Genomic DNA, 14,897 nt, shown 5'->3' with positions numbered 1-14,897 from the left:
GGTTCCCCGAACCCTTCATCCGCGCACGCCGGGGCCGGTAGCGTGCCGCTTCGGGCCGGGCCGCCGCCGCTCCGTTCGCGCCGCGACGAGGCGTGTGCGAGCGTGGCCGGAGGCGTATCCGCACACGCCGCGGGTAGGGAATCGGGCCCCGAACGGTCCTACGGGAGGCGAGTGATGAAGCGACCCAGGATCCTGGTCGTCGGCGGCGGCTTCGCGGGCATGGAGTGCGCGCACCGGCTTGAGCGGCGGCTGGACCACGACGAGGCCGAGATCCGCCTGGTCACGCCCTGGAGCCACCAGCTCTACCTGCCCCTGCTGCCGCACGTCGCCGCCGGGGTGCTCACCCCCCAGGCGGTCGCGGTCCCGCTGCGCCGGATGCTGCACCGCACCACGGTCATACCCGGCCGGGCGATCGGGGTGGACCCGGCCGCCAAGGCCGTCGTGATCAAGAAGATCACCGACGAGGAGCTCGTGGAGCCCTACGACTACCTCGTACTGGCCCCCGGCAGCGTGACCCGCACCTTCGACATCCCGGGCCTCACCGAGTACGGCCGCGGCATGAAGACCCTCGCGGAAGCGGCGTACATCCGCGACCACGTCATCGCGCAGCTCGACCTGGCGTCCGCCACCACGGACCAGGCGGAGCGGGAGTCGCGACTGCAGTTCGTGGTGGTCGGCGGCGGCTACGCGGGCACCGAGACCGCCGCCGTGCTGCAGCGGCTGACGAGCGCGGCGGTCAAGCGCTACCCGCGCCTCGACCCGGCCCTCATCAAGTGGCACCTGATCGACATCGCGCCCCGTCTGATGCCGGAACTCGGCGAGAAGCTCGGCCTGAAGGCGCTGCAGATCGTCCGCGAGCGCGGTGTGGAGGTCTCGCTCGGCGTCTCCGTCGCCGAGGTCACCCCCGACACCGTCACCTTCACCGACGGCCGCAAACTGCCTTGCCGCACCCTGATCTGGACCGCCGGCGTCGTGTCCAGCCCGCTGGTGACCACCCTCGGCACCGAGACCGTCAAGGGCCGGCTGGTCACCGACGCCGAGATGCGCATCCCCGGCGTCGACGGGGTCTTCGCCCTCGGCGACTCCGCCGCGGTCCCCGACCTCGAGGTGGGCGGCGACGCGGTGTGCCCGCCCACCGCCCAGCACGCCATGCGGCAGGGCAAGACCGTCGCCGAGAACGTGGTCGCCGCGCTGCACGGCCGCCCCCCGCAGCCCTACCGGCACCGGGACCTCGGGCTCGTGGTGGACCTCGGCGGGATCGAGGCGGTCTCCAAGCCCCTCGGTGTCCCGCTCAGCGGCCTCCCCGCCCAGGTCGTCGCCCGCGGCTACCACCTCGGCGCGCTGCGCACCTTCCCCGCGCGCTTCCGCGTCGCCGCGGGCTGGTTCCTCAACGCCGTCGCCGGCGACGACTTCGTCCGCACCGGGTTCCAGGCCCGCCGGCCGGCCGCGCTGAAGAACTTCGAGGTCACCGACATCTACCTCACACCGGAGGAGATCCGCCGCCACGTCGAGTCGCTGCGCGCGACGGCCGCCTGACCCCCGCACGTGCACCACCCCACCCACATCTGAACACCGACACCGCTGACGGCGAGGGACATGACCCAGCGACGTGAGACCCTGCGCATCGCCAACTGCTCCGGCTTCTACGGCGACCGCCTGTCGGCCGCCCGCGAGATGGTCGAGGGCGGCCCGATCGACGTACTGACCGGCGACTACCTCGCCGAGCTGACGATGCTGCTGCTCTGGAAGGCCCGGCAGCGCGACCCCGAGGCCGGCTACGCCCTGTCCTTCCTCGCCCAGATGGGCGACGTCCTGGCCACCTGCCTGGACCGCGGCATCAAGATCGTCGTCAACGCGGGCGGGCTCAACCCCGCCGGGCTGGCCGGCAAGCTCCGCGAACTTGCCGCCCTTGCGGGGCTGAACCCCTCCGTCGCCCACCTGGAGGGCGACGACCTGCTCGACCGGCTGCCCGAACTCCAGCGCGCGGGGCACCCGTTCGCCCACCTGGCCACCGGTGTCCCGCTCGCCGACGCGGGCGTGCGCCCGCTCACGGCCAACGCCTACCTCGGCGCCTGGGGCATCACCGAGGCCCTGCGCGCCGGGGCCGACGTCGTCATCTGCGGCCGCGTCACCGACGCCTCCCTCGTCGTCGGCCCTGCCGCCTGGGCCTTCGACTGGGCCACCGACGACTGGGACCGGCTCGCCGGCGCCGTCACCGCCGGGCACATCATCGAATGCGGGGCCCAGGCCACGGGCGGCAACTACTCCTTCTTCACCGAGATCGAACGGCCCGTCCGCCCCGGCTTCCCCATCGCCGAACTGCGGCCCGACGGCTCCAGCGTCATCACCAAGCACGCGGGCACCGGGGGAGCGGTCACCGTCGACACGGTCACCGCCCAGCTGCTCTACGAGATCGACCGCCCCTCCTACCTCAACCCCGACGTCGTCACCCGCTTCGACACCGTGACCCTGGAACAGCAGGGTCCCGACCGCGTCCTGGTCTCCGGCGCCCGGGGCGAACCCGCCCCCGACACCCTCAAGGTGTGCCTCAACCACCACGGCGGCTACCGCAATTCGGCCACCTTCGTGCTCAGCGGCCCCGACATCGAGGCCAAGGCCCGGTTCGCCGAGGCGTCGCTGCTCGACGCGACCGGCGGCCCGGCCGGCTTCGGGACGTACGACCTGCGCACCGAGCCCACCGCCACCGGCGCCCGGCTCACCCTCACCGTCAAGGACCCCGACAAGGACAAGGTCGGCCGCGCCCTGTTCGGCGCCGTCGTCGGCACGGGCCTTTCCACCGCGCCCGGGCTGCACATGGAGCACTTCTCGCCCAGGCCCACCGAGTACGGCGTCCACTGGCCGGCCCTCCTCCCCGCCGCCCTCGTCCACCCCGAGGCCGTGCTCCAGGACGGCACCCGCATCCCCGTGCCGCGTCCGCCCGTCACGTCGGTGCGCGTCCCCGCGCAGTCCCCGGCCCCGCCCGGCCGTCCGGCCGGCGGCCCCACCGTGCGCGCCCCGCTGGGCCTGCTCGTCGGCGCCCGCTCCGGCGACAAGGGCGGCGACGCGAACGTCGGCCTGTGGGCCCGCGACGACGACGCCTACGCCTGGCTGCGCGCCTGGCTGGACGTCGAACGGCTGCGCGCCCTGCTGCCGGAGACGGCCAAGCTCCCCGTCAGCCGCTACGAACTGCCCAACCTGCGCGCCCTGAACTTCGTCGTCCACGGTCTGCTCGGCGACGGCGTCGCCGCCTCCACCCGCCCCGACCCGCAGGCCAAGGGGCTCGGCGAGTACCTGCGCGGGCTGGAGGCCGACATCCCCGCGGTGCTCGTCCCCGGGCAGCGCCAAGAGGCATGATCGCGCCATGAGCAACCTCGATGTCCATCCGGCGCCCGCCACGTGCGGCGGGCGCGAGGACGTGTCCGCCAAGCCCGTCCACGACCTGCTCACGGGACGCCTCGTGCCGCTCGGCGAGAGCAGCGTCGTACGGCGCCTGCTGCCCAACCTCGGCCGCCGCATGGTCGGCGCCTGGTGCTTCGTCGACCACTACGGCCCCGACGACATCGCCGGCCGGCCCGGCATGCAGGTGCCCCCGCACCCGCACATCGGGCTGCAGACCGTCAGCTGGCTGCACGAGGGCGAGGTGCTGCACCGCGACACCCTCGGCAGCCTGCAGACCGTGCGCCCTCGGGAACTGGGCCTGATGACCTCGGGCCGGGGCATCGCCCACTCCGAGGAGTCGCCGCGCGAGCACGCCCGTCTCCTGCACGGCGCCCAGCTGTGGGTCGCCCTCCCGGAGACGGCACGGCACCGTGAGCCCGCCTTCGAGCACCACGCCGACCTGCCGGTGCTGCACGGCGGGGGCGGTCTCACCGCCACGGTGATCCTCGGCGAACTGGACGGCGCGGCCTCGCCCGGCACCGTCCACACGCCCATCGTCGGCGCCGACCTCGCCCTCGCCGCCGGCACCGACGTGACGCTGCCGCTGCGGCGCGACTTCGAGTACGCGGTGCTCTCCATGTCCGGGCGGGCCGACGTCGACGGCGTGCCCGTCGAAGCCGGTTCGATGCTCTACCTGGGCTGCGGCCGCACCGGGCTGCCGCTGCGCGCGGACACCGAGGCGGGCCTGATGCTGCTGGGCGGCGAGCCGTTCGAGGAGAAGCTCGTCATGTGGTGGAACTTCGTCGCCCGCAGCGGCGAGGAGATCGCCCGGGCCCGCGACGAGTGGAACACCGGCACCGCCTTCGGCACCGTGCACGGCTATCACGGCGACCGCCTCCTGGCCCCGGAGTTGCCCGCGACCCCGCTCAAGCCCCGCGGCCGCGACCGCTGACCGCCGCGCGGCGGCAAGGGGCTCGCGCGCGACCGTACGGGCCCGGCGGCGCGTGGTCGCCGTGTCTCATGCCGCGGGCCGCGTGGCTCGCGGCCTTGGCGTCGCTCTGGCCGGTTCCGTGGGCCGCGCGAACTCGCCCACGGGCGGGCCTCCCGGTCGACGTTCGGTTTCCCGAGGTCCGCGCGCTGGGCGCCCACCAACCGCGACGGCCCACGGCCGCCGACGCGTGTGCGCTTCGCGAACTCGCCTGCCCTGTCGGGGGCTCGCGGAGGCGTGTGCCGTGCGTGAACTCGTCCACCGGGCCGGTCTCCTGGGCGCGCCCGGTGCGCGGTGGCGTCGCGCGGCCGGCAAGGGACGGCGCCGACCTTGCGGACTGCACGGCTGTGGCCACCTGGACCGCCCTGGGGTGCCCGGCGAAACACGTCAGCACCATATCGGCCGCTCCGGCCTGCCGGCCGGCGCCCGTCGCGCCGCCGGTCCGGCCGGTTCCGCGGGCCGCGCCAAGGCGTGCGGGCCGCGCGAACTCACCCCCCGAGCCCCCGGGTGACCGGACCGGCCCGGGCCCACCCGGACCGACCACCCGGGTACGCCGCCCGCGCCGTCAGACGCGGAAGACCGCCCCCACGAACTCCGTCAGCAGCCGTTCCTTGAGCGGGACCGGCAGCGCGTCCAGCAAGGCGAGCACCGGGGCCATGCGCCGGGGCAGGCCGGTGCCCCCGCCCATACCGGCGAAGGCCAGGACCGCCTCCACCTCCTCCGGCCCGAGGGTGTCCGGGTCGAGCCCGGCTGCGAACTGCGCGATCGCCGGGTCCACCGCCACCGGTTCCAGGGCGCGGGCGGCCTTCAGGGCCGCGTCCAGATCGGCGAGGAGCGCGTCCACCAGCCCGGCCGCCGCCGGGGTCAGCGTCAGGTGCAGATTGGGCGGCAGCCCGTCGAAGGACAGCTGCGGCTGCAGGTACCAGCCGCGTTCGCGCATCTCGTCGGCGAGGTGGAGCAGCAGGCTCAGGTCCGGCGCGCCGTCGGCGCCCTGCAGCGTGAACGCGACCAGCCCGGCCCGCGGTTCGCCGAGCACCCGCACCCCCTCGACGGCGCGCAGCCCCGGCAGCAGCCGGTCGGCCGCCGCGGCGGTGCGCCCGGCCAGTTCGCGGTAGCCGTCCTCGCCTATGTGCCGCTGCACGGCCCACGCCTGGGCCAGCAGTCCGGCCGACTTGGTCCCCTGCACGGTCGGGTTGACCACGGGGTAGCCCGGCCAGCCCGCGTGCGCGAAGTACTGGTGGCGGCGCAGCTCCGCGTCCCGATAGAGCACCACGGAGGCGCCCTTGTCGGCGTACCCGTACTTGTGCAGGTCCACCGAGAGCGAGGTCACCCCGGGCACCGACAGGTCGAAGTCCGGCACGTCCCGCCCGGCGCGCCGCAAGTAGGGCAGGAGCCAGCCGCCGATGCACGCGTCGACGTGGCAGAGCACCCCGCGGCCGGCCGCCGCGGCGGCGATCTCCGCGACCGGGTCGACCACCCCGTGGGCGTACGAGGGCGCCGAGGCCACCACCAGCGCCGTGCGGTCGGTGATCGCGGCCGCCGTCGCGGCCGCGTCGGCCCGCAGCGTGTCCGGGTCCACCGGCACCACCACCGTCTCCAGGCCCAGGTAGGCGGCGGCCTTGTGGAAGGCGGCGTGCGCGGTGGAGGGCAGGACCAGCTGCGGCGCGGTCACCCCGCGCACCGCGCGGGCGTGGTCCCGGGCGGTCTTCACGGCCAGCAGGATCGACTCGGTGCCGCCGCTGGTGAACGTGCCCTGGGCGCCGGGCGTACCCAGCAGCGCCACGGCGGCTGCGACCAGGTCGTTCTCCAGCCGTGCGACGCTGGGGAAGACCGTCATGTCCAGCCCGTTGACGGTGGCGAACGCCGCGTACGCCGACGCGGCGAGCTCGTCCACGCCGGACAGCCCGGAGTCGTAGACGTACGCGAAGGTGCGCCCGCCGCGGGTGGGGGCGTCCTGCTCGCGCAGCTCGTGCAGCCGCGCCAGCACCTCGTCGGCGGGGCGGCCCTGCGGGAGGGCGGGGGAGGGAACGGGCTCAGTGGGCATGGTCGTCGGTGTCCTCGGGCGGCTCGGTGCGGGTGGGGTTCTGCGGAACGGCGGTCCGCGGGTCGGGGCCTGCGGGGTCCTCGCGATAGCGGTGCAGCAGCCACAGGCTCGCCGCGGCGAGCACCGCGGGCAGCACGCTCATGCCGGCGGCGATGCCGGTCAGGGCCGAGTCCGGCTGGTCGGCGTGGTGCGAGGCGTCCGAGGAACGGAAGCCGCTCACCGCCAGCACCAGCGCGAAGGCCCCGGCGCCCAGCGCGAACGCCAGCGTCTCGGCGGCCGTCCACAGTCCCGTGAAGGTGGCCGCCCGCCGCCGCCCCGTGCGGACCGCGTCCGCGGCCAGGGTCTCGGCGAGCATCGTCAGCGGCAGCAACTGCAGCCCCGCGTAGGCGATCCCGGCAGCAGCGACCGCCGGATAGCCGAGCCCCGGACCCGCGTACGGGGTGAGGGCAAGCAGCGCGGCGGCGGCGACGAAGAGCAGCGAGGCGCACCACTGCGCGTACTTCACGCCGCGCGCCCGGGCCAGCCGGTTCCACAGCGGCATGACCAGCACCAGCGGGCCGATCATGCAGACGAACAGCGGGGTGACGGCCTCCGCCGCGCCCAGGGTGTAGGTCGCGAAGTACTGCACCCCGGCGAGCATGATCCCCACCGCGAGTGCCTGCAGCGTCCACATCCCCACCAGGAAGAGGAACGGCCGGTTGTCCCGGGCCGCCGCCAACTGCGCCCGCAGCGACGGCTCCGACTCGCTGCGCGCGACCGACGGCGCGTGCCGGGTGAAGTGCCAGGCACCGAGCATCCCGGCCAGCAGCAGTACCGCCACGACCGCACCCATCAGCCGGTAGCTCGCCGGGGTGTCGCCGTTCTCGTGGGCGACCGCCGGGGCCAGCGCCCCCGACAGCAGGATCGCCACCCCGAGGAACCCCACGCGCCAGCCCAGCACCCGGGCGCGTTCGTCCGCGTCGTCCGTCATCTCGGCGGGCATCGTCACGTACGGCACCTGGAAGACGGCGTAGGCCGTGGCGGCCAGCAGGAAGAACGCCGCCACATAGCCCGCGGCCGCGGCCCCGCGCAGCGGCGGCGCCGCGAAGACCAGCGCGAACAGCGGCGGCAGCATCAGCGCACCGGCCAGCAGGAACGGCCGCCTGGAACCGCCCTGCAGCCGGCTGCGGTCGGCGGCCGCACCCACCAGGGGATTGATCAGCACGTCCCACGCCTTGGGCAGGAAGACGGCCGCGCCCGCCACGGCCGCCGGTACGGCCAGCACATTGGTGAGGTAGTAGAGCAGGATCAGGCCCGGCACCGTACCGAAGGTGCCGGTGCCCAGCGATCCCAGGCCGTAGCCGATCCGCACCTGCCGGGGCAGCGGCGCGGCGGACGCGCGGCCGGCGTCCTCGGCGGGTGCGGAGGGCAGCGTCTCGGACATGGCTCCCCTGCGGGTCCGGGTCGTCTGGGTGCGGGCGTACGTACCCACCCACGCGGCGGCGCGGCGTGCCGTGGCCGGACGCCGCGCCGTCAGGCGTAGGAGATCACGCCGACCCGGGACTCGGACAGACCCCTGAGCAGGTCAATTCAGGGGAGCACCGGTCCCGCCACCACCCGGCCCGCGACCTCGCCGAAGCCGATGCGGGTGCCGTCCGGCCCCGGGGCGGTCGCGGAGATGACGAGCTCGTCGCCGTCCTCCAGGAACGTCCGCTTCGTGCCGTCCGCCAGGACCAGCGGCTCCTCGCCGTTCCACGTCAGCTCGATCAGCGCGCCCCGCTGCTCGCGCCGCGGGCCGCTGACGGTGCCCGAGCCGAAGAGGTCGCCCGCCCGCAGCGAAGCGCCGTTCACGGTCATGTGGGTGACCATCTGGGCGTACGTCCAGTACATGGTGGAGAACGGCGGACGCGAGACGACCTCGCCCCGCAGCCGGACCTCCACGGCGATGTCGAGCCCGCGCGGCGGCGTCCCCGCGCCCCGGTCGTCCAGGTAGGGCAGGATCCCCACGTCGTGCGGCGGCGGGTCGACGCGCGCCGCCGACAGCGCGTCGAGGGGCACGATCCACGGCGAGACGGAGGTCGCGAAGGACTTGCCCAGGAACGGGCCGAGCGGCACCGTCTCCCAGGCCTGGATGTCCCGGGCGGACCAGTCGTTGAGCAGGCAGACCCCGAAGACGTGCTCCTCGGCCGCCGCCAGCGGCACCGGCTCGCCCTGCGCCGTCGGGCCGCCGACGACGAAGCCGAGCTCGGCCTCGAAGTCCAGCCGCTCGCACGGCCCGAAGGACGGCGCCGCCAGGCCGGCGCCCCTGCGCTGCCCGTTGGGCCGCACCACCGGCGTCCCCGAGACGACGACCGTGCCGCTGCGGCCGTGGTAACCGATGGGCAGGTGCTTCCAGTTGGGCGGCAGCGGCTCCCCGTCCGGGCGGAAGATCCGGCCGACGTTCGTGGCGTGGTGCTCCGAGGCGTAGAAGTCGACGTAGTCGGCGACGTCGAAGGCGAGGTGGAGCGTGACGGAGTCACGCGGCAGCAGATGCGGCTCGACGGCCGACCGGTGGGCCTCGTCGGTCAGCCACGCCGTGATCAGCGACCGCACCGCCGTCCAGGCCGAACGCCCCGCCGCCAGCAGCGGGTTGAGCGTCGGCGCCGTCAGCAGCCCGGCCTCCGGCCCGGCCGTTCCCGCTCCGGCGGTGCGGGCGGCGGCGCCCGCGTCGAGCACGTGGTCTCCGATCGCGACGCCGATCCGGCGTTCCTGCGGACGGTCCGCGGTGGTGAACACCCCGTACGGCAGATTGTGGACGCCGAAGGGGGAGTCGTCCGGCACGGCGACCCAGGTGGGGGCGGCCATGGCACCTCCAGATACGTCGGGGCCGCGCTTCCTCGCGCGGTCGGCTCACCCTAACGTCCAGCGTGGCCTGCGCCGCCGTGCGGCCCCGCGTCGGTAGTCTCGCCGGACATCACCCGTTCCGCCCTATTCGCGAACGAGGAGGCCGGCGATCAGCCACCCCGGGAACCAGCCCCAGGAAGCCGACCAGCTGCGGGAACTGCTGCGCCGTCCGGCGTACCGCAGGACGCTCCTGTTCTCCGCGGTGATCGGCATCCCGGTGTCCTTCCTGGCCTTCTGGTTCCTCGTCGCGCTGCACGAACTGGAGCGGCTGCTGTGGCAGGTGCTGCCCGGGCAGTTCGGCCTGCGGACGCCTCCGTGGTGGTGGCCGCTGCCGCTGCTCGCCCTCGCCGGCGCGATCGTCGCCCTGGTCGTCACCCGCCTGCCGGGGCGCGGCGGCCACATCCCGGCGGCCGGTCTGCACACCGGGGGGCCCACCCCCTCCGCCCTGCCCGGTGTGGTCGTCGCCGCGCTGGCGGGCCTGCCGCTGGGCGCGGTGCTCGGCCCCGAGGCCCCGCTGATCGCCTTCGGCGGCGGACTCGCGCTGCTCTTCCGCGACCTGGTCCGCTCCCCGAAGACCTCGCAGAGCAACGCGCTGGTGGGCGCCGCCGGTTCCGCGGCGGCGATCGCCACCATCTTCGGCAACCCGGTGGTGGCCGGAGTGCTCCTGATGGAGGTGGCCGGGGTCGGCGGGCCGCAGCTGTTCGCCGTGATGCTGCCGGCCCTGCTCGCCAGCGGTGTGGGCGACATCGTGTTCACCGGCTTCGGCCACTGGACGGGACTGAAGACCACCCACCTCGACATCGGCCTGCCCCGCCCGTCCACGCTCGACGCGGGTGACGTCGTGTGGGGCGTCCTGCTCGCCCTGGCCGTCGGGCTGGCCGTTCACCTCATCGTCACCGGGGGCAAGGCCACGGCGGTGTTCGTCGCCCGCCGGCCGCTGCCCCACACCGTGCTCTGCGCGCTCGCCGCCGGTGCCTGCGCCGCCGGGTACGCGCTGGCCACCGGCCGCACCCCGGAAGAGGTCGCCTCCTCCGGGCAGGCGGCGCTGGCCCAGATGGCCGCCGACCCGCACGCCTGGCCGGCCGGCGCCCTGGTCGCGGTGCTGCTGTTCAAGGGCGCCGGCTACGCGCTGTGCCTGGGCAGCCTGAGGGGCGGCCCGATCTTCCCCTCGCTCTTCCTGGGCGGCGCCGCCGGCCTGCTGGCCGCCCCGCTGCCCGGCTTCGGGGTCGTCCCGGCGATGGCGGCGGGCATGGCGGCGGCCACCGCCGCCGCGATGCGCCTGCCGGTGAGCAGCGTGGTGCTCGTGGTGCTCCTGCTCGGCAACATCGAGTCGGTGCCGGTGGTGGTGCTCGCGGTGGTGGTCTCCTTCGTGACGGCCGAACTGCTGCCGCAGGGGCCGGACATCCCGCCGCTGCCACCGCTCGGCGACGGGCGGCCTCCCGCCCCCGGCCGAGCGCCCCGGGCGGCGTCGTCACGGCCGTGACGGGCGTGACGGGCGCCGGACCCGCGAACTCCGCCGGCCCGCGGCCGCAGTGACCCCCGGTCGCCTCCGCCGGCACGAACCCGCAGCCCACCGTCTTCCGGCTCGCCCAGGAGGCCGGGAACAGGACCTGCCGGCTCACCTCGCCCACCGTCGAGCACACCCCGCTGACCAAGATCGCTCTCAGCGGCGTCACCTCCCAGCGGCGGCTCACCGGCGAGGAGCGCGTGTCGAGTCGGACTCCACGGCCACCGGCCCGGCCTCGGCTCCGGCGCACGGCGCCGCCGGCTGATGACGGCCGACCGGCAGCGCCCCCCCGCGAGGGCCTCAGGCGGTCTCCGCCCGGACACGCCCGGCGCGGACGGCGTCCACGAGCGCCCGGTGGTCCCGCTCGTTCTGGTCCGCGTACGCCTCGGCGAACCGTGCGACCGCCCGGTCGAAGACGTCCGAACCCCCCAGGTACGCGGCGATCGCGATCCGGTCCCCGGACCGCGCGTGCGCCCGGGCCAGCGTGGCGCCGCACACCTCCCCGAACACCGTCATCGTCCGCGGGACCAGGTCCTCGGCCACCACGATGCCCTTCCAGTCGCGCAACTGCCGTACGTAGAAGTCGCGCTGACGCCCGTCGATGCCGTAGAGGCGTTCCCAGCCGAGGAAGATGTCGCTGGTCGCCTGCATCAGACGCTGCCCGGCGACCACGCGCTCGCCCTGCGTACGGTGCCGGCCCGCCCCCGCGTAGGGGGCCAGGGCCGACTCCTCGGCCTCCTTCGCCTGCAGGAACAGCGGATCCTCGTCGTCCTTGCCCAGCAGGAGCAGGATCCAGCAGCGGGTCCCCACACTGCCGACCCCCACGACCTTGCGCGCGCAGTCGGCGAGCCGGTACTGCTCCAGCAGGAAGCGGCGGTCGGGCTGCAGTGTGTGGCCGTACCGCTCGACGAGCCGGGCGATGTCCTTCTCCAGAGATGCGCGGGCATCGCCGTCGAGCAGGTCGCGCAAGGGCATCAGCAGCGGGGGATCGGGGGCGATCAGACGCCGGCCGCCGATCACCCGGGTCAGCCTGTCGAAGGCCTGCAGCGTGTCGTGCGCCCGGGCCCGGGCCCGGGCACGCTCCCAGCGCACCACGTCCTCGCCGCCCATCATCGGGGCGAACTGCTGCTGCAACTCGTCGGCCTCGAAACGCGTGTACCAGACCTGCAGGTTGCCCATCCCCGCGAAGCCGCGCATCCGGCGGCGGTAGGCCCCCACGGCCGCCCGCACCACCCCGGCGCGCTCGGCCGCCGAGAAGCCGTTCGCCCGGCCCGCGATCACCAGACTCGCGGCCAGCCGTTTGACGTCCCACTCCCAGGGGCCCGGCAGGGTCTCGTCGAAGTCGTTGATGTCGAACATCAGCCGTCGCTCCGGCGAGGCCAGCAGCCGGAAGTTCAGCATGTGCGCGTCCCCGCACAACTGGACCCGCAGGCCCGAACGGGGCGTGTGCGCCAGGTCCCCCGCCATGACCGCGGCCGCCCCGCGGTAGAAGCGGAACGGCGACTCGATCATGCGGCCGTAACGGATCGGCACGAGCTCCGGCACCCGCCGCGCCGACTGGGCCTCCACGACGTCCACCGGATCGGCCCGGTCGGCTGCCGGCGCGTACTCCGCGTGCGCGGAACGCGGCGCCGTCCTGCGGGCCGCCTTGCCGTGCGCAGCCCGCTCGCCGGGGGATCGCCACCGGGCGTCCACGGTCATCGCGGTCACCGTCCTCCGTGCCGCGCGGCCCGCCGGGAACGAGCGGGTGCGCCGGCCACCTCAAACGTAAGCCCCGCCCATGGGCCCGGCGAGTCGGACCGGGGGCGCCGGATTTGTGCCCGCGGGCGGCGCCGGTGAGCATGACCGCATGGACGCGGCCGGCCGTTCTCCCGTGCCCCCGACCCCCGGCGGGGGCGGCGATGGTCCTTGACCTCGTCCTGATCGGGCTGGCAGTCACCCTGTTCCCGTTCCCGCTGATGGCGTTCGTGCTGGTGCTGAGCACCCGCGGCGGGGTGTGGAAGGGGCTGGCCTTCATCGTCGCCTGGCTGGCCTGCCTGGTCGCGGTCGTGGCGGGGGTGCTGCTGCTGACCGGGGGCGATCCCCCGCAGCCGGCGTCCTCGCCCTCGAGGGCCGCCCTTGCCGGCAAACTCGCCGTCGGCGTCGGGCTGGTGGGCTACGCCGAGCACCGCAGGCGCCGCGCGGCGCGTCCCCACCGCCCGTCCCGGATGACGAGCCGCCTGGAGCGGGTCTCGGCCTGGTCCTCCGCGGGCCTCGCGGTGCTCCTCCAGCCGTGGGGCCTGGTGGCCGCGGGCGCCGCGACCGTCGTCGAGGCCGACCTGTCCCACATCGAGTCCTACCTGGCACTGCTGGCGTACTGCCTGATCGCCAGCTCCAGCCTGCTGACGATGGAGGTCTACGCCCTCTTCGCCCCGGACGCCGCCCGCGTCCGGTTGCGCGCCCTGCGCACCTGGCTCGACGACCACCAGGACCAGGCGATCATCGGGCTGTGCCTGGTCATCGGGCTGGTGCTGGTCGCCAAGAGCCTCCACCAGCTCACCGCCTGAGCCCGCCGGCGTGCCAGCTGGCGGCGCATCAACCCCGGGGCGGGGCACGGGCCGAGGTGCGCCTGTCCCGGCCCGGTGGTCCAATGACACCGGGGGATCGCGCGGGGGAAGGGAGCAGTGCCGTGAGCGACCCAATCGACGAGATGGGCCCCATCGACTACGTGGTGATCGAGTTCCCCGGCAACCGCATGACCGGCGAGGCCTTCCCCCTCCTGCTGGACCTCGTGGACCGCGGGCTCGTCCGCGTCCTCGACCTGACCTTCGTCCGCAAGGACGTGGACGGGAGCGTCGCCGGCCTGGAGATCGCCGACCTCACCGCCGAGGGACTCGGTGAACTCGAGGTGTTCCAGGGCGCCTCCTCCGGCCTGCTCGGTGAGGACGACCTCGCGGACGCCGCCGCCGTGCTCGAACCGGGCAGCTCCGCGGCCGTCCTGGTCTACGAGAACCTGTGGGCCGCGCCCCTGGCCGTCGCGATCCGCCGGGGCGGGGGCAGGCTGGTCGCCAGCGGCCGGATCCCCGTCCAGGACGTGCTCGCCTCCCTGGACGCCGCCGAGTCCGGGCCCTGATGACCGCCGGTCAGGCGTTGCCGCCGACGACGGTGAAGCTCATCCACGGCTCCGCGTCGGGGATGCCCGGATTGCTGGTCTTCGTCGCCAGGTAGTAGCTCTCCGTGCCCTCCAGGTTCTTGCAGCCCGGGCCGGTGTGCAGGACCACGTCGTTGAGCGTGTTGTTCACGATGGACCTGGCGCCCGTGGGCGGCAGCTGGTGGCAGCCGTCCACCGACGGGTTGTTCAGCTGCACCACCTTGTTGTCGGGGGTGGTGTACACCACCGTGCCCACCGCTTTGGGGGTGATGCCGGAGCAGCCCGCGGCGCCGAGCAGAAGGAACAGGGCGCCGGCGCGGATGCCGTGCCGCCGGAGATCTGCCATGGTGAGCGTCCTCGTCTGTGCGGAGAGCGGTGCCAAGGCAACGCTGCCCCCGGGCACCGGCGCTGTCATGCCGGGCGCGACCAGTCGGCCGAATCGCCCGTCACCCCCTCGTGGCGACGGCGGCGGCGGCGACGGAGGGCGGGTGCCGTCCCGTACGAGCCCGGGCACGGCGTGCGGCACGCCCGGCACGGTGGTCGAATGGGCCCAGGAACCACCAGAAGGGACGGCACCATGCCCGGTCTACTGCGTGGAGCGGTACGGACGGCCGTCGTCGCGGGCACGGCCACCGCGGTCTCGCAACGTGTGGCGCGACGGCAGCAGGGGCGGTGGGCCCAGCAGGACTACGGGCAGGCCCCGGTCCAGGAGCCCGCGCCCGCCCCACCCCCCGTAGCCCCGCCGCCCGCGGCCGCCGCACCTCCGCCGCCCGCCCCCGGGGGCGACATGGCGGGGAAGCTGGAGCAGCTGAAGCAGCTCGGAGAACTGAAGGAGCAGGGGATCCTCACCGAGGAGGAGTTCCAGACGCAGAAACGCGCCGTCCTCGGCGGCTGACGGCCGGGGGCACCGGAAGCCGCGGCCCATCCGGAACGGGCCGGAGGACGCCGCAGACGACTGTGGGCGGCACCACCGGTCTCCCGGTGGTGC

Annotated in this window: 13 protein-coding genes; 7 read left to right on the top strand and 6 right to left on the bottom strand. The window is 74.8% G+C overall.

Going from position 1 to position 14,897, the window contains the following annotated elements; genetic code table 11:
- Nucleotides 1–174 precede the first annotated feature (174 nt).
- From ACFW3D_RS34755 to ACFW3D_RS34745, 3 genes are read left to right on the top strand one after another with little or no spacing between them, the layout of a single operon-like run.
- The gene (locus ACFW3D_RS34755; protein WP_500511296.1) at nucleotides 175–1,536 is read left to right on the top strand and encodes an NAD(P)/FAD-dependent oxidoreductase; all 1,362 of its coding nucleotides are present in this window, start codon (nucleotides 175–177) and stop codon (nucleotides 1,534–1,536) included.
- Between the two features lie 60 nt (nucleotides 1,537–1,596).
- Nucleotides 1,597–3,354 carry an acyclic terpene utilization AtuA family protein gene (locus ACFW3D_RS34750; RefSeq protein ID WP_500511294.1) on the top strand — a complete coding sequence of 586 codons (1,758 nt, stop codon included), beginning with the start codon at nucleotides 1,597–1,599 and terminating at the stop codon, nucleotides 3,352–3,354.
- Between the two features lie 7 nt (nucleotides 3,355–3,361).
- Nucleotides 3,362–4,330, top strand: coding sequence for a pirin family protein (locus tag ACFW3D_RS34745; RefSeq protein WP_500511292.1), 969 nt, complete (start codon nucleotides 3,362–3,364; stop codon nucleotides 4,328–4,330).
- A gap of 601 nt (nucleotides 4,331–4,931) precedes the next feature.
- Here ACFW3D_RS34745 and ACFW3D_RS34740 read toward each other — a convergent pair.
- The 4 genes from ACFW3D_RS34740 to ACFW3D_RS34725 form a co-directional block, all read right to left on the bottom strand.
- On the bottom strand, nucleotides 4,932–6,410 hold the full coding sequence (locus ACFW3D_RS34740) for a pyridoxal phosphate-dependent decarboxylase family protein (RefSeq protein ID WP_500511290.1): 1,479 nt from the start codon (nucleotides 6,408–6,410) through the stop codon (nucleotides 4,932–4,934).
- A complete protein-coding gene (locus tag ACFW3D_RS34735; protein WP_500511288.1) occupies nucleotides 6,400–7,833 on the bottom strand; it encodes an MFS transporter in 1,434 nt (477 codons plus the stop codon). Before ACFW3D_RS34735 ends, ACFW3D_RS34740 begins: the two co-directional genes overlap by 11 nt.
- A gap of 146 nt (nucleotides 7,834–7,979) precedes the next feature.
- The gene (gene fahA / locus ACFW3D_RS34730; protein WP_500511286.1) at nucleotides 7,980–9,233 is read right to left on the bottom strand and encodes a fumarylacetoacetase; all 1,254 of its coding nucleotides are present in this window, start codon (nucleotides 9,231–9,233) and stop codon (nucleotides 7,980–7,982) included.
- Between the two features lie 123 nt (nucleotides 9,234–9,356).
- Entirely contained in the window at nucleotides 9,357–9,485 is a 129-nt protein-coding gene (locus ACFW3D_RS34725) for a hypothetical protein (protein WP_500511284.1), read from the bottom strand.
- On the opposite strand from ACFW3D_RS34725, the gene ACFW3D_RS34720 reads away from it, so the two are divergent.
- Nucleotides 9,430–10,755, top strand: coding sequence for a chloride channel protein (locus ACFW3D_RS34720; RefSeq protein ID WP_500511352.1), 1,326 nt, complete (start codon nucleotides 9,430–9,432; stop codon nucleotides 10,753–10,755). The genes ACFW3D_RS34725 and ACFW3D_RS34720 overlap by 56 nt on opposite strands.
- Nucleotides 10,756–11,079: 324 nt before the next feature.
- Here ACFW3D_RS34720 and ACFW3D_RS34715 read toward each other — a convergent pair whose 3' ends face one another.
- Complete coding sequence (locus ACFW3D_RS34715) at nucleotides 11,080–12,480, bottom strand: DUF2252 domain-containing protein (protein ID WP_500511282.1); 1,401 nt, start codon at nucleotides 12,478–12,480, stop codon at nucleotides 11,080–11,082.
- A 200-nt stretch (nucleotides 12,481–12,680) separates the two neighbouring features.
- On the opposite strand from ACFW3D_RS34715, the gene ACFW3D_RS34710 reads away from it, so the two are divergent.
- Both ACFW3D_RS34710 and ACFW3D_RS34705 read left to right on the top strand, forming a co-directional pair.
- Entirely contained in the window at nucleotides 12,681–13,325 is a 645-nt protein-coding gene (locus ACFW3D_RS34710; RefSeq protein ID WP_500511280.1) for a GAP family protein, read from the top strand.
- Between the two features lie 143 nt (nucleotides 13,326–13,468).
- Entirely contained in the window at nucleotides 13,469–13,891 is a 423-nt protein-coding gene (locus ACFW3D_RS34705) for a DUF6325 family protein (RefSeq protein ID WP_500511350.1), read from the top strand.
- Between the two features lie 10 nt (nucleotides 13,892–13,901).
- On the opposite strand, the gene ACFW3D_RS34700 is transcribed toward ACFW3D_RS34705, so the two are convergent.
- Nucleotides 13,902–14,255 (bottom strand): hypothetical protein, encoded by a 354-nt coding sequence (locus ACFW3D_RS34700; RefSeq protein ID WP_500511278.1) that lies wholly within the window; start codon nucleotides 14,253–14,255, stop codon nucleotides 13,902–13,904.
- Nucleotides 14,256–14,486: 231 nt separating this feature from the next.
- Between ACFW3D_RS34700 and ACFW3D_RS34695 the strand changes: the two genes are divergently transcribed.
- Nucleotides 14,487–14,804: an SHOCT domain-containing protein gene (locus ACFW3D_RS34695; RefSeq protein ID WP_500511276.1), complete on the top strand. Its 318-nt coding sequence runs from the start codon at nucleotides 14,487–14,489 to the stop codon at nucleotides 14,802–14,804.
- Nucleotides 14,805–14,897: the final 93 nt, after the last annotated feature.

Source organism: Streptomyces sp. NPDC058864, from assembly GCF_042742985.1.
In the GTDB taxonomy this organism is placed as follows: domain Bacteria; phylum Actinomycetota; class Actinomycetes; order Streptomycetales; family Streptomycetaceae; genus Actinacidiphila.
This window is presented reverse-complemented; position numbering and strand designations above follow the sequence as displayed.

What these genes read in the sequence shown, in the direction of transcription:
- ACFW3D_RS34750 (WP_500511294.1), top strand. Translation starts at nt 1,597, where the DNA reads ATGACCCAGCGACGTGAGACCCTGCGCATCGCCAACTGCTCCGGCTTC.
- ACFW3D_RS34695 (WP_500511276.1), top strand. Translation starts at nt 14,487, where the DNA reads ATGCCCGGTCTACTGCGTGGAGCGGTACGGACGGCCGTCGTCGCGGGC.
- ACFW3D_RS34710 (WP_500511280.1), top strand. Translation starts at nt 12,681, where the DNA reads ATGGTCCTTGACCTCGTCCTGATCGGGCTGGCAGTCACCCTGTTCCCG.
- fahA (WP_500511286.1), bottom strand. Translation starts at nt 9,233, where the DNA reads ATGGCCGCCCCCACCTGGGTCGCCGTGCCGGACGACTCCCCCTTCGGC.
- ACFW3D_RS34735 (WP_500511288.1), bottom strand. Translation starts at nt 7,833, where the DNA reads ATGTCCGAGACGCTGCCCTCCGCACCCGCCGAGGACGCCGGCCGCGCG.
- ACFW3D_RS34705 (WP_500511350.1), top strand. Translation starts at nt 13,469, where the DNA reads ATGGGCCCCATCGACTACGTGGTGATCGAGTTCCCCGGCAACCGCATG.
- ACFW3D_RS34755 (WP_500511296.1), top strand. Translation starts at nt 175, where the DNA reads ATGAAGCGACCCAGGATCCTGGTCGTCGGCGGCGGCTTCGCGGGCATG.
- ACFW3D_RS34700 (WP_500511278.1), bottom strand. Translation starts at nt 14,255, where the DNA reads ATGGCAGATCTCCGGCGGCACGGCATCCGCGCCGGCGCCCTGTTCCTT.
- ACFW3D_RS34745 (WP_500511292.1), top strand. Translation starts at nt 3,362, where the DNA reads ATGAGCAACCTCGATGTCCATCCGGCGCCCGCCACGTGCGGCGGGCGC.
- ACFW3D_RS34715 (WP_500511282.1), bottom strand. Translation starts at nt 12,480, where the DNA reads ATGACCGTGGACGCCCGGTGGCGATCCCCCGGCGAGCGGGCTGCGCAC.
- ACFW3D_RS34725 (WP_500511284.1), bottom strand. Translation starts at nt 9,485, where the DNA reads ATGCCGATCACCGCGGAGAACAGGAGCGTCCTGCGGTACGCCGGACGG.
- ACFW3D_RS34740 (WP_500511290.1), bottom strand. Translation starts at nt 6,410, where the DNA reads ATGCCCACTGAGCCCGTTCCCTCCCCCGCCCTCCCGCAGGGCCGCCCC.